Below are 19,508 nucleotides of genomic sequence, written 5' to 3' on the forward strand. Positions count from 1 at the left end.
GATTTGTCCTCCTTGTTTTTTCTTATTGTTATTTATTGAGACCGAGTAAAGTAAGTATAAGAGCCATTCTTACATATACTCCATACTGAACCTGCTTGAAGTATGCGGCACGAGGGTCGTCATCAACCTCTACAGAAATTTCATTTACACGAGGAAGTGGGTGGAGCACATACATATCTTCTTTTGCAAGAGCCATTTTTTCCTTATTAAGTATATAGAAATCTTTCATTCTAAGATATTCATCCTCATTGAAGAAACGCTCACGCTGGACTCTTGTCATATAAAGAATATCAAGTTGAGGCATTACATTTTCAAGTTTTTCAACTTCTTCATATTCAACATTATTTTCTTTTAAAGTATCAATTATGTAGTCAGGTACACGAAGTTCTTTAGGTGAGATGAGTATGAACTTTACATTTTTGTATCTGATAAGTGAATTGATAAGTGAGTGAACAGTACGTCCAAATTTTAAGTCTCCGCAAAGACCAATTGTAAAATTGTCAAGTGAGCCTCGAAGCTCACGTATTGTCATAAGGTCTGTAAGAGTCTGTGTTGGATGCTGATGACCACCATCACCGGCATTGATTACAGGAATACGTGATTTCTGGGCAGCTACCATTGGTGCACCCTCTTTTGGATGACGCATGGCACAGATATCTGCATAACATGAAATTACACGGATTGTGTCAGAGACACTTTCACCTTTTGATGCTGAACTTGAGTTGGCAGAAGAAAAACCAAGAACAGAACCGCCTAAATTCAACATAGCGGCCTCAAAACTGAGTCTGGTTCTGGTACTTGGTTCATAAAAAAGTGTTGCTAACTTTTTGCCATCACATGCGTGGCTGTATTTTTGTGGATTATTTGATATATCTCTTGCTAAATCAAGTAATTCATTAAGCTCTTCCACACTAAAGTCAAGTGGGTTAAGTAGATGCTTCATAGTATGCCTCCTAATTTTTTTTCTGTATGCTATTCTACATGTATTTGCAAGATTTATCAATTGTTATTTTGAAATAATTGTGTTAAAATACATTTAATACGAACATTAAGAAGGGAGAGACGTTATGTCTAACAGCAGTTCTATGGGCAATGATAAAAAAAATAATAATCCTAAGATAATACTTACAGGTGACAGACCAACAGGAAGACTTCATCTTGGTCACTATGTAGGTTCTTTAAAAAGAAGAGTAGAGTTACAGAATTCAGGTGAATTCGATAAAATATTTATTATGATAGCGGATGCACAGGCACTTACAGACAATGCTGATAATCCGGAAAAAGTAAGACAAAACATAATTGAAGTCGCACTTGATTATCTTTCATGTGGGCTTGATCCTTCAAAGACTAATATTTTTATCCAGTCACAGATTCCACAGCTTACAGAGCTTACATTTTATTATATGAATCTTGTTACTGTATCAAGACTCCAGCGAAATCCTACAGTTAAGAGTGAAATTCAGCTTCGTAATTTTGAGGCAAGCATACCTGTTGGATTCTTTACATATCCTATCAGCCAGACTGCAGATATCACTGCATTCAAGGCAACAACAGTACCTGTTGGTGAAGATCAGGAACCAATGCTCGAACAGGCAAGAGAGATTGTAAGAAAGTTTAATTCTATATATGGTGAAACACTTGTTGAGCCGGATATTCTTCTTCCTGATAATAAGGCTTGTCTCAGACTTCCGGGTACAGATGGAAAAGCTAAGATGAGCAAGTCTCTTGGCAATTGCATATATCTTTCAGATACACCTGAAGAAGTAAAACGTAAAGTTATGAGCATGTATACAGATCCAGACCATATCAGAGTTGAAGACCCAGGTAAGATTGAAGGTAACTGTGTATTTACTTATCTTGATGCTTTCAGTTCAGAAGAAGATTTCAAGGAATTCCTTCCTGATTATAATAATCTTGATGAGTTAAAAGACCATTACCGCAGGGGTGGACTTGGAGATGTAAAAGTTAAGAAGTTCTTAAATAATGTACTTCAGAAGCAGCTTGAACCAATCCGTAATAAACGTCATGAATATGAGAAAGATATTCCGGGTGTATATGAGATATTAAGAAAAGGTACAGAAGCAGCATATGAAGTTGCACAGCAGACGCTTAATGAAGTAAAAGCATCGATGAAGATAAATTATTTTGATGATGCACAGCTTATCAAAGTTCAGTCAGAAAAATATTCAGGTATTGAAGATTAATAAATAGAAACATACATTTTTGAATTTACCAATTGTGGCAGGGTTCAGAAATGTATGTTTTTTTATTGATTATATACATTACATGCAATTGCATACATTTTATAAAAAATCAGACCCTTGAGTGCAATATTTTTTGTTGCTAAGATAAAATAAAATATTTTGAAGTTTTAGGACTGGAATATCCTGAATTCGTAGGAGTTTGGTAACGAAAATGTTAAGAATTGGTATATGTGATGATGAAGAACTGATTACAAAAAGACTGATGAGAATTTTATATTCATTAGAGAAAAATCAAAGTGAAAATTATGATATTGAAATTTATACGGATAGCGTAAAATTATCAGAAAAATTATCGGCGGGGAAAAGATATGATTTGATTTTTCTTGATATTATGATGCCGGTAAAGTCCGGCGTTGAAGTTGGTAAAATTATAAGAAATGATTTGAAAGATAATATCACACAGATTGTTTTTATATCATCTGAAAATAAATATGCAATGGATTTGTTTGAAATAAGACCTATGAATTTTCTGATAAAACCATTTGATGAAAATGACATAGAAAAAATTATGAAAACAGCAGCAGAACTAATAAATACGAATAAACATATTCTTATACTTGAAGCCAGAAAGGAACTGCTACGAATTCCGGTGAGTGAAATCCGATATATTGAAAGCAGCGGAAGATATATTATTGTTCATGACAGTGGTGGTGAATATAAATTAAAAGGAAAATTAAATGATATATATGAGCGTGTAAAAGGATTTGGATTTTTATTTATTCATAAATCATATATTGTAAATAATCTTTATATAAGAAAATATTCATACGATAATGTCGAGCTTGATGATAATGTAATTTTGCCGGTCAGCAGGCAGAGAAGGGAAGAAATAAAAAAATCATGCAGTATAGGATTGTAATTAATTTGGCAGTATGTGCCTTCAGCTGTTTTGTTGCAAATGATCTGGCGACAGATATATATGGAGAAAGATGTAAGAGGGTGCTTCTTAATATATTGACAAATGCTGTATATGTATTTCTTCTTATGGACATGATGTTATTTCCATATGCAATGATATTGTTTCCTGTTATAGTATTTCTTGGATTTATGGCATTGTCTGTAAATTATAATGTTGATAAAAAGAAAATGTTTGGTACAAATTGTGCTGTGCTTGTAGCACTTGTTGTCTTGTATACATTTACATATATGTTTATGAAAGGCTGTGATGATGGATATGAAACATATATAATGTTTACAGCCATAGAGTATATAGTATTCAAAGCGTATCTTAAAATGAAAGAAACAACAGTAACATTTACCGGAATTCTCATAATAATAATACCGGTACTGTATTTTTCATTTACAATTTACATGTTAAATAATGCATCATTTAATGATAAAGAAAAGCTTGTAATGTTTTTTGTAATTGTTGTAATTAATATTCTGATGATAGTATTTTATAATGAATTTATAAAACAATATAAGATAGCTTTAAATAAAAAGGCAATGGTTGAGCAATATAATTCAATTAAAAATCAGGTCAGCACAATGGCGGAGACGAATGAAAAAATGAGAAGAATACGCCATGACATGAGGAATCACATGATTGTCATGGAACAGATGCTTGATGATAAAAACTATGACAGATTAAAACTATATATGCAAAAGCTGGCAGATATTGCACATGAAAATGAGCAGAAAATTGATACAGGAAACATAGAACTTGATGCAATTTTAAATAATAAAATTAATGAAGCCCAAAATAGTAATATAAAAACAGAAACAGATATTACAATTCCATCAGGGATTATTAAGGATGGATATGATATTGCGGTTATACTTGGCAATATTCTGGATAATGCAATCAGGGCATCACTTGAATGTGATGAAAAAGAAAGAAGTATTAATATAAATATAAAATATAATCGCGGAGTTATGTCAATATTGGTTATGAACGCATATGCCAATAATATTAATGTAACAAAAAACGTATTGCCTGTCACAACAAAAGATGATTCGTTTGAACATGGAATAGGACTGGCAAATGTAAGAAATACTGTTGAGAAATATCATGGTGAACTGATTATTAAAACAGAAAATAAAAAGTTTATTGCAGATATTATTTTGTATATATAAAGCAGTACATGATTAATCAGCGTGATATATTACATGCTAATTTTGACCACTAGACTGCTGTTTTTGACACTTTTGAAAAAATCCTCTTTTTTTATGATATGGTAATACCCGTAATCCGGATACAAAATTCTAATTAAGGAGGAAAACAGATGAGTTTGAAAAACTCAAAAATGACAAAAAGTACGAAAGAAAAGCATGGTGTGAAAAAAATACTCAGAACAGCAGTGATTTTATGTGCGGCAGTTGCAGCCGGAGTCAGTGCTGGGTCTTCAGGTAATATTGTGAAAGCAAATAACGAGGATTATGAGGATTTTCTTTTTACGCATGGATGGGAAGGGATTGACTTTGATACATCACTTTGCTATTCAAAGGATAATGAATCTAATATGTTGGCTTATTGTATTAATACTAACTATCCGTTATGTATATCAGCAATTGGAAGTAACAGTGCTAACAGGAATGGTGATGACTGGACACTTTGCTCTAATTACAGCTGGAGGCATGTGATGAATTCTGGAGATACGTATTCTATACTGAATACTGTAAAACAGAAGGGATTTGCAAATGCAGGTCTTTTAGGTGAGTCTTATGAGGAGGATTATACACAATTTACAGTTATATTTAGAACTGATGCAGAGGAGTAATGTAACATTAATGTGGGATAGGTGAAAAGATGAACGGAAAAAATAATAGCCACATTAAAGAATTCAAGATGTTTGTTTTATTGGTTGTTCTGATTACTACATTTATATATTTATTGTTTTGTAATAAATATATAAGTGTTTATTATGATGATAGACAAAATAATCGGGTTGTTGCTGCCAAAACCCAATACGAAAAAATAAAGCAACCTAATTATGATAAACTTGAATTTATAAGTAAGGAACAATTTTTTAAATATCAAATAGCTACTTTAAACAATAAGATTAATTATTATGAATCTGTAAGTTGTATATTGGCTGAAGAAAATAGAGTTGATAGTGCACAAATTGAAATTGTATGTGATATGATTCATAAAAACAATGATGAGGAAATATCTGGACTAGTGAATGTTACAGCTCATATTGTGTTGAAAAATAATGGTAAGTCAGGACTATGTAATGTGAAACCCAAATTAAGGATATTGATGCGTGAAGGAATTTATAATGATAAATTAAATGATAAATTCAAACTAATAGACATGAAATTTGATACAGATATAGAAGGATATACTTTGCCAGAAATTGATAATAGTAGTAGTAATCTTAATTCTGATATGGGTTATGTAAGAACCGATGATTGGAAATCGTTTGCTTTTCGCGTATACATCGAATCTAATAGCGAGATATCATACACCTGTGTGTTCAGAACGCCTAAAGAGTATGCAGATGATGAGAACCTCGTTATTGGAAACGATGATTCACATGCCAGCAGGAGATGGGATGGCGAAAAAGAAGTAACATATGATAATGGAGGGTACAGAATATACATTAACAGACAATAAAAATGTCTGAGAATAAATGAGGAGAAAAAAGTGAAAGAAATATTCAAGATAGAGTGCATGAGGGCATTTAGAAATAAAAAATTTCTGCTCATGGCATTGGCAGGATGTCTTATTGCATTACTAGACCTGGTAGGAACTTCGTGGCTTGGAGGTGCGATAGACCTGGCACAGTGTGCGGAGAAAATTGAGCCGGGGTACACGAATGTATTTGAGTCAAATGCAGTTGTGACATCTTTGTACTTTTGGATGCCAAATCATGGAGATGTCAGCAAATATTATTATGTTTATAAAGTTCTGATACCTGTAATGGCGGCAATACCATATGGTTCATCATATGTCGAGGATAAGAGGAGCGGATTGATTAATCAGCTGCTTTTAAGATGTAAAAATAAAAAAGATTATTATATTACAAAATTTATAGTTACATTTATAAATGGAGGAACGATTGCGGCAATACCGATTGTGGCGAGCCTTATTATAAGCATGTGCGTTGCACCATGGGGTATTCCTGTGTATTCGGTATCATTTTATTCAGTTGGAAAAAGAGCAGTGTTTGCAGAACTTTTTTACAAACATCCGGAATTGTACGTGATAATTTACATAACATATGTATTTATATTATTTGGACTGCTTAATTGTCTGTGTCTGACAGTTGGATTCTTTGAAGAAAATAAATATGCAGTGATACTTGTACCGTTTTTAGTATATTATGGCAGCAGCTTTATTATGAAATATTTATTTGGCTCAACGGCATCCTTGATGACAACATCAGGAATGATGCTGTTGTATAAAGACATTGCTGTATACGTGGCAGTTCAGATATTTATAGTGTTTGTGGTGGATTTACTGTTTTTTATGAAAATAAAAAAGGATGTAATTTAGATGAAGATAAGAAAAATAATTGTGTACTTATGCGTGTTTGCTGCGGCTGCATCCATTTTTACAAGAATAATATATGTTAATAAAGTATATCCGTCAGTAAAAATACATAATTACAATATTGGTGATACGGTTAATACAGATGAATATCAGATATGTTTGGATTCAGTAAAAGTTTATGAAAAAGCAGAGTGGGAAAATTATATAGACAGCACACAAATCGGCCGTGAACGTGATTCGTACAAGGCGGATGATAAAGATGCTGCATTAAAAATGAGATATAATCCGGATGAAGATTATAAGGTCATAGAGACAGAATTGTTGGTGAAAAATATTTCAGGTGAAAGAAAAACAGCGGTAATGGGGCAGTTGTGCAGTGTTAATGGAATTATGCAGAAAATGATGATGAATTATTATTATACAAGGCGTTTACAGCCGGAGGGAAAGATTGATTCAATAGTAAGGACGATAGAGGCTGGCGAAACACAGAAATGGAAATGTTATTATGTAGTTAATAACACAGATGAAGAATTATTTTTTGAATATATAAAAGTAGGGCAAATAAACAGAATAAGTCTGAATCTGCATAAATCCTGAAAGGAGTGGTGATTTAATGCAGATTGAAATATCGAATTATACAAAAAAGATAAAAAAGAATATTTTATTAGATAACATAAATATAAAAATGGAAAACGGTAAAATATATGGGATGTGCGGAAGAAACGGAAGCGGTAAGACAATGCTTATGAGAGCAATAAGCGGACTTATAAATCCGGATGAAGGATATGTTAAAATTGGTGAAAAAATAATTGGAAAAGACATATCATTTCCTGAAAGCATAGGGCTGCTTCTTGAATATCCGGGATTTGTAAGAAAATACAGTGGTTTTAAAAATCTCAAAATGATTGCTTCCCTTAAAGGAATTGCCAGTGATAACCAGATAAAAAATACTATGATAAAAACAGGACTTAATCCGGAAAATAAAAAATCATTTGGAAGCTATTCTCTTGGCATGAAACAGAAGCTTGGAATAGCATGTGCAATAATGGAAAATCCTGAATTGATTATTCTTGATGAACCTGTAAATGCATTGGATGAATTCAGCATAAAAAATATAGCCGGTATTATAGAAGAACAGAAAAATAACGGTGCGTTAATAATTGTATCAGCACACAGTAAAGAACTGCTTTTGTCATTTTGTGATGAAATATTTTATATGGATGATGGACGGATAATAAAAAATGAAAAAATACAACAAACTGATAATAAATAATTTAAAATGCAGTTTTAGAAATAATATTTTTATATATTTATTATTTGTAGTTCTTATTTTATTATCGTGCATTTATCTGAAAAATGGCGTAATGCATGGAAAAAGCGTTGGGGCAGGAGATTATTATTTTAATATTATAAAAGGCGTTGAAAAAATAGACAGCAATAATAAACTAAAAGAAATCCCTTTTATATATCTTGGTTTTGCAATATTTATTTCATATATTACAGGACAGATTCTTGAAAATGAATGTAATAAAATATTTATCATATATGCAGGAACAAGAAAAAAGTGGATTTTATCTAAAATAACAGCAATATTTATCAATATTGTTTTTATGTATATGACAGCTGCAATTATATGTTTTATGTCTGGAAAACGTAAAATTACTTTCAACAGTGAATTATTTGAAAAGTATTTTGGAACAGATTATTTTATTCAGAATAATGAGAATAAATTTTTGTATATATTAGTGTTTTTTGCCGCACCAATAATAGCTTCATTTGCAATAAGCATGGTTCAGATTGCGTTTTCGCTTGCTGTTAAAAATATGGCAGGTTTTATTATATCAATGATTATATATATAATTTCGATTTTTGATATAAATATATTTTTGCCTGGAAACGGATGTATGGCTCAAAGAAGCAGTCTTTTTATGGAAAATGGCTTGTCAGTGTCCCAGGTAATAATTATGGATATTATAATGATTGTTATTACTTTGATTATCCAGTTGAAAATAATCAGTGTAAAGGATATATTATAGTTATTAAAAATTATAGTTTACATTTTTGCATTGCGAAAACTGGCAGATGGGAGTAAATATGCAATATATAATTGAGAATAATGATTTTAAAGTAACAGTAGATTCAAAAGGATGTGAAGTTGTATCAGTATTGAAAAAGTCAGATGATACGGAGTATATATGGTGTGGAGATGCTTCAGCATGGAAACGTCATACGCCGGTATTATTTCCGGTTGTCGGCAGATATAAAAACGACTGCACAATATATGACGGCAAAGAGTATCATATGACTCAGCATGGATTTGCAAGAGATTCAGAATTTGAAGTTGTTGAAAAATCCGAAAATGCGATTACAATGAAACTTACATACAGTCAGGAGACGCTTAAAAAGTATCCTTTTAAGTTTAATCTTTATATCAGACATATAATTGAAGATGATATTTTGTCTACGGAATGGCATGTTGAAAATGCAGATGATAAGGATATGTATTTTAGCATAGGCGGACATCCGGCATTTGTATGCGGTGAAAATGCCTGTGGTGCAAAGCTTGTATTTGGGACAGATAAAGATATTCTGGAATACAGCCTTTTATCAAATGATGGTCTTCTTGAAGATAAATGCTATGTGATGAAGCTTGAAAATAAGGCAGTTACTATAACACAGGACTTTTTTGACAAGGATGCTTATATAGTAGAAAACAGCACAATAAAAAGAGTAAGCCTTGTAAAAGACGATAAAACTATTGTGACAGTTGAATTTGATACGCCCGTGTTCGGTCTATGGTCACCGGTCGGAAAAGGAGTTCCTTTTGTATGTATAGAACCATGGAATGGAAGAACGGACAGTGCTGACTTTGATGGTGATTTGACTAAAAGAGAGTGGAGCAATAAACTGGCACCGGGCAAAGAATTTGTTTCGGGATATAAGGTACGGTTTGGCAGATAGGAAAGATATAATAAATTTTATAATAATAACAAAAACAGCATCTGGGGTATTAAAAACACCTCGGATGCTGTTTTTTTAGCGGAACAATAAAATTCTGAACCCCGCATAAAATCAGGCATTGCGTTATGTAGCAAAAAATATTTATGATTTTGCTTGACATAAATCATATAAGGGGTTATATTAATCATAACAACTGTGCTAATTCATATAGTACAGTTGTTACAGAACGAAAAACATTGCAATGAAAAAATAGAAATGAAAGGATTAGGTGTTTAGATGTTTGTTGTAGACGTCATGTCGCGAGTGCCGGTATATGAACAGATAATCAAACAGGTGGAAGAACAAGTGCTTACAGGTATTTTGAAGGAGGGCGATAAATTACCTTCAGTAAGGTCGTTATCTGTAAAACTCTCTATCAATCCCAATACAATCCAGAAGGCTTATACAGAACTTGACAGAAGACAGCTTATAATAACTGTTCCGGGTAAGGGTTCATTTATATCAGAAAAAGCTATTGAGGTTGTAGGAGCGAATTCAAGAGAGAAGATGACAGAACTTAATAAGATTATCAGGGAACTGGCATTGGCCGGAGTTACAAAAGAAGAAATAATTAATAATATTGAAGAAGTGTTTAATAATACGGAGGTATGACAATGATTAATGCAGAGGCTATTCACAAGTCTTTTGAGGACTTTACTGCACTGGATAATGTTACATGCAATATCAGTGACGGCTGCATATATGGCATGGTTGGTTCAAATGGTGCGGGAAAATCTACATTTTTAAGAGTGTTATCCGGAGTTTACAAACCAGATAAAGGATACGCATTTATAGACGGACTTAATGTATATGAAAATCCAAAAGCAAAGCAGAAAATCGTATTTGTTGCTGATGATTTATATTTTCTGCCGGGTGCAACGCTGAATAAAATGGCAAAGCTGTATGCATCGGCATATGACAGATTTGATTGGGCAAGATTTAAAGAACTGACAAAATTATTCGGACTTGACCCGAAAAAATCAATTTCTAATTTTTCAAAAGGAATGAAGAGACAGGCAGCGATTATATTGGCACTGTCAACAAGAACAAAATATATGTTTTTTGATGAGACATTTGACGGACTTGACCCTGTAATGAGAAATCTTGTGAAAAAACTTATATGCAATGATGTTGCAGAACTGAATTCAACTGTTATAGTTACCTCACATTCTTTAAGAGAACTCGAGGATATATGTGACCATCTGGCACTTCTCCATAAGGGCGGAATGGTGCTTGACAGTGATGTGCTTGAATTAAAAACATCACAGTTTAAAGTTCAGGTGGCATTCAGGGAAAACTTTGATAAGAGCAGATTTGAACAGTTTAATATCACACGTTACAGACAGGAAGGTTCAGTTGCCAATATGATAATTAATGGAGACAGAGAAGAGACAGTTGCATTGTTCAAAGCAATGAATCCGCTGGTTCTTGATGTCCTTCCGCTTACACTTGAAGAAGTATTTACTTATGAGATGGAATCTCTTGGCTATGAATTTGAGAGTGCATTGGAGGTTGAAAAATAATGAATAATAAAAAGATTTTCAGTGTGAAAATGTTCTGGCAGTCATTTTTGCAGTTAAAAGTAATAGGTTTTATATCAACGATATTAATGGTGCTTATAACATGCGTGCCGATATGCATAAGGGCAGTTAATATTAAATCTAATATTGAATATGCAGGTGTTGAAAAGGCATCAAGATATGTTCAGCTTGTTGATGGGAATGATTTTATACTTATACTGATTCTTACATTTGCAATAATAACACCGGTTCTTGTTTTATTTGCGTGGAATTTTCTTAATAAAAGAAATACAAGTGATTTTTATCATTCGCTTGCTTATACAAGACTGAATCTGTATCTTACTAAAATAGCAGCCTTTGTATTATGGATTCTGATTATGTATGCATCAATATTTTTATCAGCTGTAATTTTATATAATATATTTAAAACATGTTATATTGTAAATTATGGCTCGATACTTAGTGTGTTTTTCTCGGAATTTATATGCTGTCTGTTATGTGCGGCAGCAGCAACACTTGCTTGTTCTATAACAGGAAATATATTCAGTAATATATGTCTTACAGGACTTATATTGTTTTTTCCAAGATTTATAATATTGATGATTCAGGTGACAGTTGTATCAATAGTATATTTTGCATCATCAGAGCATTTTGTTTCAATTCTTGACAATAGCTATAATATGATTGTTGGTCAGGTGTTCAGTGTGTTTACAGGTTCATCATTAGATGGTGTAATTAATGTAGCACATTCAAAAATATACACATTTGTTCTTGCACTTATTTATTTTGTTACCGGTTGTCTGCTTTTTATAAGAAGAAAGAGTGAGACGGCAGGAAAACCTACACTGTCTTGGAAACTGCAGTTTGTAATACGTACAGTTATCGGATTTTCAATAAGTATTATTGGTGTGATTTCATTTGTGGGTGCAGTAAGAAATGCAGATATAGAAAAGTCGCAGAGTATATTATATGTAGTTATAACGTTCATTGTGGCTGCGGTTGTTGTTATAGTATATGAGTTGATTGCAAGCAGAAAAACGCACCGTGTGATAAAAGCAATCCCTTCAATAATTACTGCATATGTGCTGGCAGCTGTTTTTGGTGTGATTGTAAATATCGGAATTGGCAGTATGATTAATTATCAGCCGGATGCATCAAAGATTAAGTATATAAAAATAAATACAGGAAATGATTCATATGTTTATGATAAAGATTATTTTTCAGATGTATTTTCACAGGTGAAAATTGACGACATAGATGCAATTAATTCAATTGTTAATTCAATGAAAGATAATATGGAAATATATAATACTTATGATGAATATTCAGCAATATTCCAGAATGGCGATTACAGCCCGGTTACTGTATATATTAAGGATGGCATTTGGGGAAGATACAGAACTGTATATGTCAAAGAAAAAGATATACAGACAATTATAAATGGAGCAGTGAAGAACGATGAATTCTGCAAAAAATATAAAAAGCTTCCGCAGTATGAAGAAGCTGTAATAAGCTGGTCAGATAATATGTCCGATGAGGACAGTAAAAAATTATATAATACATTTTTAGATGAAGTGTCAAAAATGTCATTTGAGGACTGGTATCTTACAGTTAATGGAAGGAAAAGAGGTGTATCATTGGCTTATGTTGATATATCATTTTCACTTAATGGAACTAAATATACTTCAGAAGTATTAATCGGAGATAAAATGCCAAACACGCTTCAGGCATACATGAATGCTGTTAATAAGTATGTGGCAGAAAATAAAAAGGATTCTTACGAATCAATGTGTAATTATCTTGATAATATTGAGACAGAGAAAAATAAAGATAATTATACATGCTATATATCAGTCTATGATGTAGAAAATAATACTCAATCACGAATATGGTCAGAAAATATGGACAGTAATAAAATTGTTCCTGATTTGAAAGAAAACCTGAAAAACATCTCACCTGAGAAAAAATTTGATTTGACAAAACCGGTAATTGAAATAATTTTCTATGGAAACAGATCAGGGGGGTCATTTAGTTATTTCTTCCAGATGGATGGATATGATTCTTTAGATGATTTTAACAATCAGGGTCCAATTGGATTGTAAAATTTCTGCATTAAAATAAATATTAAGGCAATCATATAAATAAAATGCTGCGAATATTTGTGGAGCATTATAAATATTGAAAGGATTGCCTTAATATGAGTGATTTTGTAAAAAATGCAGATGAAAATATAATAAATTTCAAAAACCGGCTGAGATTCCCAGCTAATTTTGATATGCTTGACAGAGCTGTCAGAATAGGCGGAAAGAAGGCCGGTTTTTTCTTTATTGATGGTTTTGTTCAGGAGGATATGGTGGAAAAACTTATGCAGTTTTTTTATTCCTTAAAACCGGAAGATGTCAGTAATATAGATAAATTTCTTGAAAATGGGATGCCATATACAGAAGTTGACAGGGCTGATAAGTATGAGCGGGTTATAACATCTTTTCTTGCAGGAGTTACAGTCCTTTTTGTAGATGGATTTGACGAGGCTGTACTTATAGACTGCAGGACTTATCCGATGAGGTCGGTTGCTGAACCGTGGAAAGACAGAGTTCTAAGAGGCTCAAGAGATGGTTTTGTTGAGACACTTGTATTAAATGCGGCATTGCTTAGAAGAAGAATAAGAGATACAGGATTTTCAATGGAGATGTTTAATGTGGGAACACGCTCACGCTCTGATGTTGCCATATGTTATATAGATGACCTGGTTGATAAAAGTCTTCTTAATAATATTAAGGAAAGAATAAAAAAACTAAATGTAGAATCACTTACCATGAATGTTGAAAGCCTTGCGGAGTGTCTTTTTGAGTATAAATGGATTAATCCATTTCCAAAGTTTAAATATTCAGAAAGACCGGATACGGCATCTGCTGCGATACTTGACGGAAATATCGTCATAATGGTTGATAATTCACCGGCCGTTATGATAATTCCGACATCAATATTTGATATTGTTGAAGAACCTGATGATTATAATTTTGCACCCATGATAGGAACGTATCTGAGGCTGTCGAGATTTCTTTTTACCATTGTTACAATGATGCTTACGCCGATATGGCTTCTGCTTATTCAGAATCCGGAATTGATTCCGTCATGGCTTTCGTTTATAACGGTGTCTGATGAAATAACTGTGCCTGTTATTTTTCAGCTTTTGATTCTTGAACTTGCAGTTGACGGACTGAAGATGGCAGCAGTAAATACACCGTCACTTCTTTCTACACCTTTAAGCATTGTGGCAGGTATTGTTGTCGGGGAGTATGCTGTAAGTTCGGGGTGGTTTAATACGGAATCACTTCTATATATGGCTGTGGTGACTGTCGGAACATACTCACAGGCAAGTTTTGAGATGGGTTATGCAATGAAATTTATAAGAGTTTTTACGCTGTGTCTTACAGCTGTTTTTAATGCTGCCGGTTTTTTTACAGGAGTGGCTGTCGGAGTATGCTGTATAATTTTTAACAAGACGATTTCAGGAAAAAGTTATATTTATCCGTTATATCCATTTGATGTAAAAAAATTGAAGAGAAGCATTTTCCGTGTCAGGCTGCCGCATGGCAAAAATAATTAATATATAAAATGGTTCGTTCTGAATGTTTATAAAAAATTTAAAAATTTTAGCGGTCTGTTCATTTTAAAGCATATGATTATGTGATATACTCATAAAAGAATAATCCTTTATGGATTATAAAGTATAGAAAGTGACTTGATTAGAATGGGTAAAGTAATCGGAATTGATTTGGGAACAACTAACAGCTGTGTTGCTGTGCTTGAGGCAGATGTGCCTACAGTTATAACAAACAGCGAAGGATACAGGACAACACCTTCAGTTGTTGCATTTTCAAAAGATGGTTCAAGGCTTGTGGGCGATATTGCTAAAAGACAGGCGGCAGCTAATGCAGACAGAACTATTTTTTCCATAAAACGACATATGGGAACAGATTACAGAAAAAAGATTGACGGTAAGAAGTATTCGCCTCAGGAAATTTCTGCGATGATTTTGAGAAAACTAAAAAATGATGCAGAACAGTTTACAGGAGAACAGGTTACAGATGCTGTTATAACTGTTCCTGCATATTTTAATGATGCTGAGAGACAGGCCACAAAGGATGCGGGAAGAATAGCAGGACTTAATGTTCTGCGTATAATTAATGAACCTACGGCAGCTGCACTTGCATATGGACTTGATAATGGTCAGCCACAGAAAATTCTTGTATATGACCTCGGAGGCGGAACGTTTGATGTCTCAGTTATTGAGATTGGTGACCAGGTTATAGAAGTTCTTGCAACATCAGGAGATAATCATCTTGGTGGAGATGATTTTGATGAGCGAATCGTGAATTTCCTTGTAGAACAGTTTAAGGAGACAGACGGAATCAATCTGACTAAGGATACTGCCGCAATGCAGAGGTTAAGAGAGGAAGCGGAGAAAGCTAAAAAAGAACTTTCTTCTGCCATGAATGCGAATATTAATCTTCCATTCATTGCAATGACAAAGTCTGGTCCACATCATATGGATATTAATATTACAAGAAGCCTGTTTGAGAGCATGACGGCAGATCTTATTGACAGAACGGTTACACCTGTTGAGAATGCACTTCATGATGCAGGACTTAAAAAGACTGATATTAATATGGTTCTTCTAGTCGGAGGCTCGACAAGAATTCCGGCTGTTCAGGAGAAAGTCAGAAGAATATGTGGTATAGAGCCTTCAAGAAATCTTAATCCTGATGAGTGTGTTGCAATGGGAGCGGCAGTTCAGGGCGGAAAGCTTGGGGGACAGCTGACTGCCGGAAGTGCGGCATCTGAGATTATTCTTATGGACGTTACACCTCTTTCCTTGTCGATAGAGACTGTAGGCGGAATTGCGAGCAGGCTCATAGAGAGAAATACAACAATTCCAACAAGACACAGCCAGATATTTACAACGGCAGGGAATTTCCAGACATCAGTAGATATAAAAGTATTTCAGGGAGAACGCAAGTTTACAAGGGATAACAAGCTTTTGGGTAATTTCAGGCTGTCAGGAATAAAAAAAGCACTTGCAGGAACACCACAGATTGAGGTAACATTTGATATTGATGCGAACGGAATTGTCAATGTATCGGCTAAAGATTTGGGAACAGGGCATGAACAGTCAATAACAATCACATCAAGTTCCAATATGTCAGAAGAAGAAATCGAAAGAGCAAAGTGGGAAGCAGAAGTTTACGGAAGTAAAGATGCCGAAAAACAGGATATTGTCAATCTGCGTATTGAGGCAGGACAGCTTTTGCAAAATACTGAGTATATGCTTCATGAGCATAGGAAAGACTGGGATAAACAGACTAAAAAACAGGTGAAAGAAGCATGTCAGAGACTTTCAAAAGCTATAGGCAGGTCAACACCCGAAAAGATAGATGAAGTTACGGCATCAAATATCTGTGAAGCTAAGGATTATCTTGAAAATACATTGAGCCGTATGGGCATATAGGATAGGTATAAATATCAGAAACAAAGGGGAAACGTAATGGCAGGTTCAACATTTGGTAACCAATTTAAGATTATGACATGGGGAGAATCCCATGGAGCCGGAGTAGGTGTTGTTATAGATGGGTGTCCGTCAGGAATACCACTTGCAGAAAGTGACATTCAGGTTATGCTTAATAAAAGAAAACCGGGACAGTCAAAATATACTACACCAAGAAAAGAAGACGATGAAGTTGAGATACTTTCGGGTATTTTTGAAGGAAAAACGACAGGAACTCCGATAAGCATGGTTGTACGCAATAAAACACAGCGTTCGGCTGATTATTCAGAGATAGCACGTTTCTACAGACCGGGACATGCTGATTATACATTTGATGAAAAATATGGTTTCAGGGATTATCGTGGAGGCGGCAGAAGCTCAGGACGCGAGACAATAGGAAGAGTTGCGGCAGGGGCTGTTGCAGTCAAGATTCTTGCAACGCTTGGAATAAGCATATGTACATATTCCAAGGAAATAGGCGGTATTGCAGCTTCATATGATAATTTTGACAAAGAACAGATTGAAAAGAATCCGTTCAGAATGCCTGATGAAAAAGCAGCTGCACAGGTTGAAGAGTATGCGATGAAGCAGATAGAGCAAGGTGATTCAATTGGTGGAATTATTGAATGTGTGATAGATGGAATGATGCCGGGAATAGGTGAGCCTGTATTTGACAAGCTTGATGCTAAACTTGCACAGGCTGTATTTTCTATAGGTGCAGTTAAAGGTTTTGAGATAGGAAGCGGATTTAATGCGGCAAGGTTGACAGGAACTGAGAATAATGATGCGTTTTATATGAATAATGGCAAAGTTGAGAAAAAGACAAACAATGCCGGTGGAATTCTTGGCGGTATGAGTGATGGTTCACAGATTGTTTTCAGGACAGCAATCAAGCCTACACCATCAATATCATCTGTTCAGGATACAGTTAATAAAGACGGGGAAGATATAAAAGTATCTATAAAGGGAAGACATGATCCTATGATTGTGCCACGTGCTGTAGTTGTTGTTGAATCTATGGCAGCACTTGCACTTGTAGATTTGATTTTTGAAAATATGACATCACGCATAGATAATATTGTGAAATTTTATAAAAAATAGGTAGGATAAAAATGTACAAATTATTAAAAACAGACGGACGTGCAAAGAGGGCTGAGATGCATACTGTGCATGGTGTTATACAGACACCTGTATTTATGAATGTGGGAACAGTTGCAGCAATAAAGGGTGCTGTTTCAACAGCAGACCTTAATGAAATAGGAACACAGGTTGAATTATCAAATACATATCATCTTCATGTAAGACCGGGTGATAAACTGATAAAAGAGCTTGGCGGACTTCATAAGTTTATGAACTGGAATAAGCCTATTCTTACTGATTCGGGTGGATTTCAGGTGTTTTCGCTTGCAAAGTTAAGAAAAATCAAAGAAGAGGGCGTTACATTTAACAGTCATATTGACGGACATAAGATATTCATGGGACCGGAGGAAAGCATGCAGATACAGTCAAACCTTGGGTCTACAATTGCTATGGCATTTGATGAATGTGCTCCGGCAAAAGCAGATAAAAAGTATGTACGGAATTCGGTAGAACGTACAACACGCTGGTTAGAGCGTTGCAAAAAAGAGATGGACAGACTTAATTCACTTCCTGATACAGTAAATCCAAATCAGCTTTTATTCGGAATTAATCAGGGAGCTGTGTATACAGACATAAGAATTGAACATGCAAAGATTATTTCAGAGATGAATCTTGACGGCTATGCAGTCGGTGGACTTGCGGTCGGCGAGACACATGAAGAAATGTACCACGTTCTCGATGAGACAGTGCCTTATCTTCCACAGGATAAGCCTACATATCTTATGGGTGTAGGTACTCCGGCTAATATTCTTGAGGCGGTAGACAGGGGAATCGATTTCTTTGATTGTGTATATCCTTCAAGAAACGGAAGACATGGACATGTGTATACAAAGTTTGGAAAGATAAATCTTTTTAATGCACAGTATGAAAAAGATATGCGTCCTATTGAAGAAGGATGTAACTGTCCTGCCTGCCGTGATTATTCAAGAGCATATATAAGACATCTTTTAAAGGCAAAAGAGATGCTTGGAATGAGACTTTGTGTATTGCATAATCTTTATTTTTACAATCATCTGATGGAGGATATAAGAGGTGCTATTGATGAGGGACGTTACAGTAAGTTTAAGGAAGAAAGACTTGATATGTTAAAGACATATGATAACAAAAAATCTTTATAAAAGCTGGACATTGAGCGAAATTTAGTATATAGTATCATTTAGTTAATTTAAAATTCGGAGGAATTTATTTATGCAGATAGTTATTTTATTAGTTTATGTAGTTGCAATTGGTGCGATGATGTATTTCCTGGCTATTAAGCCACAGAAGAAGCAGCAGAAACAGCAGCAGGAACTTATGGATTCAATTGAAAAAGGTGATTATGTTCTCACAACAAGCGGTTTTTACGGTGTTATTATAGATATCACAGATGATGATGTAATCGTTGAATTTGGTAACAATAAGAACTGCAGGATTTCAATGCAGAAGAAAGCTATTGCACAGGTTGAAAAGCCAGCTTCAGTAAAAGAAGATTAATATTTTTTAAGGTGTCTGTTTTAATATGTATCATGGATTATGGGTGCATATCAAAACAGACACCTTTTTTACTTGACAATAGTGCATTTATATAATAATCTTTGAAAGATGATTGAAATAGTCAC

19 protein-coding genes are annotated in these 19,508 nt (G+C 34.2%); 18 read left to right on the plus strand and 1 reads right to left on the minus strand.

Annotated features, from left to right (window positions below; translation table 11 throughout):
- Window positions 1-28: 28 nt before the first annotated feature.
- A complete protein-coding gene (gene pyrB / locus WMO38_RS01055) occupies window positions 29-943 on the minus strand; it encodes an aspartate carbamoyltransferase (protein WP_349161047.1) in 915 nt (304 codons plus the stop codon).
- A gap of 124 nt (window positions 944-1,067) precedes the next feature.
- Here pyrB and trpS point away from each other — a divergent pair, with 124 nt between their 5' ends.
- From trpS to yajC, 18 genes are all read left to right on the plus strand, one after another.
- Window positions 1,068-2,204 carry a tryptophan--tRNA ligase gene (trpS, locus tag WMO38_RS01060; RefSeq protein ID WP_243204191.1) on the plus strand — a complete coding sequence of 379 codons (1,137 nt, stop codon included), beginning with the start codon at window positions 1,068-1,070 and terminating at the stop codon, window positions 2,202-2,204.
- Between the two features lie 211 nt (window positions 2,205-2,415).
- On the plus strand, window positions 2,416-3,123 hold the full coding sequence (locus tag WMO38_RS01065) for a LytR/AlgR family response regulator transcription factor (protein WP_349161049.1): 708 nt from the start codon (window positions 2,416-2,418) through the stop codon (window positions 3,121-3,123).
- Window positions 3,124-3,128: 5 nt separating this feature from the next.
- Complete coding sequence (locus WMO38_RS01070) at window positions 3,129-4,340, plus strand: sensor histidine kinase (RefSeq protein ID WP_349161050.1); 1,212 nt, start codon at window positions 3,129-3,131, stop codon at window positions 4,338-4,340.
- Window positions 4,341-4,489: 149 nt separating this feature from the next.
- Complete coding sequence (locus WMO38_RS01075; protein ID WP_349161051.1) at window positions 4,490-4,984, plus strand: hypothetical protein; 495 nt, start codon at window positions 4,490-4,492, stop codon at window positions 4,982-4,984.
- A 29-nt stretch (window positions 4,985-5,013) separates the two neighbouring features.
- A complete protein-coding gene (locus tag WMO38_RS01080) occupies window positions 5,014-5,823 on the plus strand; it encodes a hypothetical protein (RefSeq protein WP_349161052.1) in 810 nt (269 codons plus the stop codon).
- Between the two features lie 30 nt (window positions 5,824-5,853).
- Entirely contained in the window at window positions 5,854-6,705 is an 852-nt protein-coding gene (locus WMO38_RS01085; RefSeq protein ID WP_349161053.1) for a hypothetical protein, read from the plus strand.
- Window positions 6,706-7,299 (plus strand): hypothetical protein, encoded by a 594-nt coding sequence (locus WMO38_RS01090; protein WP_186836203.1) that lies wholly within the window; start codon window positions 6,706-6,708, stop codon window positions 7,297-7,299.
- Between the two features lie 16 nt (window positions 7,300-7,315).
- Window positions 7,316-7,975 carry an ATP-binding cassette domain-containing protein gene (locus tag WMO38_RS01095; RefSeq protein WP_349161054.1) on the plus strand — a complete coding sequence of 220 codons (660 nt, stop codon included), beginning with the start codon at window positions 7,316-7,318 and terminating at the stop codon, window positions 7,973-7,975.
- Complete coding sequence (locus tag WMO38_RS01100) at window positions 7,944-8,738, plus strand: hypothetical protein (RefSeq protein WP_349161055.1); 795 nt, start codon at window positions 7,944-7,946, stop codon at window positions 8,736-8,738. The genes WMO38_RS01095 and WMO38_RS01100 overlap by 32 nt, the downstream gene beginning before the upstream one ends.
- Window positions 8,739-8,796: 58 nt before the next feature.
- Window positions 8,797-9,663, plus strand: coding sequence for an aldose 1-epimerase family protein (locus tag WMO38_RS01105; protein ID WP_349161056.1), 867 nt, complete (start codon window positions 8,797-8,799; stop codon window positions 9,661-9,663).
- Between the two features lie 276 nt (window positions 9,664-9,939).
- A complete protein-coding gene (locus WMO38_RS01110) occupies window positions 9,940-10,314 on the plus strand; it encodes a GntR family transcriptional regulator (protein WP_021866434.1) in 375 nt (124 codons plus the stop codon).
- A 2-nt stretch (window positions 10,315-10,316) separates the two neighbouring features.
- Window positions 10,317-11,225, plus strand: a complete 909-nt coding sequence (locus WMO38_RS01115; RefSeq protein WP_021866435.1) for an ABC transporter ATP-binding protein — start codon at window positions 10,317-10,319, stop codon at window positions 11,223-11,225.
- On the plus strand, window positions 11,225-13,324 hold the full coding sequence (locus WMO38_RS01120) for a hypothetical protein (protein ID WP_349161057.1): 2,100 nt from the start codon (window positions 11,225-11,227) through the stop codon (window positions 13,322-13,324). Before WMO38_RS01115 ends, WMO38_RS01120 begins: the two co-directional genes overlap by 1 nt.
- Before the next feature lie 95 nt (window positions 13,325-13,419).
- Window positions 13,420-14,832, plus strand: coding sequence for a spore germination protein (locus tag WMO38_RS01125; RefSeq protein WP_349161059.1), 1,413 nt, complete (start codon window positions 13,420-13,422; stop codon window positions 14,830-14,832).
- Window positions 14,833-14,976: 144 nt separating this feature from the next.
- The gene (gene dnaK / locus WMO38_RS01130) at window positions 14,977-16,734 is read left to right on the plus strand and encodes a molecular chaperone DnaK (protein ID WP_021866438.1); all 1,758 of its coding nucleotides are present in this window, start codon (window positions 14,977-14,979) and stop codon (window positions 16,732-16,734) included.
- Between the two features lie 36 nt (window positions 16,735-16,770).
- The gene (gene aroC, locus WMO38_RS01135; protein ID WP_349161061.1) at window positions 16,771-17,871 is read left to right on the plus strand and encodes a chorismate synthase; all 1,101 of its coding nucleotides are present in this window, start codon (window positions 16,771-16,773) and stop codon (window positions 17,869-17,871) included.
- Window positions 17,872-17,882: 11 nt separating this feature from the next.
- Window positions 17,883-19,028: a tRNA guanosine(34) transglycosylase Tgt gene (tgt, locus tag WMO38_RS01140; protein WP_349161062.1), complete on the plus strand. Its 1,146-nt coding sequence runs from the start codon at window positions 17,883-17,885 to the stop codon at window positions 19,026-19,028.
- Between the two features lie 70 nt (window positions 19,029-19,098).
- A complete protein-coding gene (gene yajC, locus WMO38_RS01145; protein ID WP_021866441.1) occupies window positions 19,099-19,383 on the plus strand; it encodes a preprotein translocase subunit YajC in 285 nt (94 codons plus the stop codon).
- Window positions 19,384-19,508 lie beyond the last annotated feature (125 nt).

It is taken from the genome of Lachnospira hominis (ex Hitch et al. 2025), assembly GCF_040096395.1.
Taxonomy (GTDB): domain Bacteria; phylum Bacillota; class Clostridia; order Lachnospirales; family Lachnospiraceae; genus Lachnospira; species Lachnospira hominis.

Excerpts from the sequence above, each read along its gene's own strand:
- trpS (WP_243204191.1), top strand. The coding sequence starts at position 1,068 with ATGTCTAACAGCAGTTCTATGGGCAATGATAAAAAAAATAATAATCCT.
- WMO38_RS01125 (WP_349161059.1), top strand. The coding sequence starts at position 13,420 with ATGAGTGATTTTGTAAAAAATGCAGATGAAAATATAATAAATTTCAAA.
- WMO38_RS01080 (WP_349161052.1), top strand. The coding sequence starts at position 5,014 with ATGAACGGAAAAAATAATAGCCACATTAAAGAATTCAAGATGTTTGTT.
- WMO38_RS01115 (WP_021866435.1), top strand. The coding sequence starts at position 10,317 with ATGATTAATGCAGAGGCTATTCACAAGTCTTTTGAGGACTTTACTGCA.
- pyrB (WP_349161047.1), bottom strand. The coding sequence starts at position 943 with ATGAAGCATCTACTTAACCCACTTGACTTTAGTGTGGAAGAGCTTAAT.
- WMO38_RS01090 (WP_186836203.1), top strand. The coding sequence starts at position 6,706 with ATGAAGATAAGAAAAATAATTGTGTACTTATGCGTGTTTGCTGCGGCT.
- dnaK (WP_021866438.1), top strand. The coding sequence starts at position 14,977 with ATGGGTAAAGTAATCGGAATTGATTTGGGAACAACTAACAGCTGTGTT.
- aroC (WP_349161061.1), top strand. The coding sequence starts at position 16,771 with ATGGCAGGTTCAACATTTGGTAACCAATTTAAGATTATGACATGGGGA.
- tgt (WP_349161062.1), top strand. The coding sequence starts at position 17,883 with ATGTACAAATTATTAAAAACAGACGGACGTGCAAAGAGGGCTGAGATG.
- WMO38_RS01100 (WP_349161055.1), top strand. The coding sequence starts at position 7,944 with ATGAAAAAATACAACAAACTGATAATAAATAATTTAAAATGCAGTTTT.
- WMO38_RS01095 (WP_349161054.1), top strand. The coding sequence starts at position 7,316 with ATGCAGATTGAAATATCGAATTATACAAAAAAGATAAAAAAGAATATT.
- WMO38_RS01105 (WP_349161056.1), top strand. The coding sequence starts at position 8,797 with ATGCAATATATAATTGAGAATAATGATTTTAAAGTAACAGTAGATTCA.
- WMO38_RS01075 (WP_349161051.1), top strand. The coding sequence starts at position 4,490 with ATGAGTTTGAAAAACTCAAAAATGACAAAAAGTACGAAAGAAAAGCAT.
- WMO38_RS01065 (WP_349161049.1), top strand. The coding sequence starts at position 2,416 with ATGTTAAGAATTGGTATATGTGATGATGAAGAACTGATTACAAAAAGA.
- WMO38_RS01110 (WP_021866434.1), top strand. The coding sequence starts at position 9,940 with ATGTTTGTTGTAGACGTCATGTCGCGAGTGCCGGTATATGAACAGATA.
- yajC (WP_021866441.1), top strand. The coding sequence starts at position 19,099 with ATGCAGATAGTTATTTTATTAGTTTATGTAGTTGCAATTGGTGCGATG.
- WMO38_RS01120 (WP_349161057.1), top strand. The coding sequence starts at position 11,225 with ATGAATAATAAAAAGATTTTCAGTGTGAAAATGTTCTGGCAGTCATTT.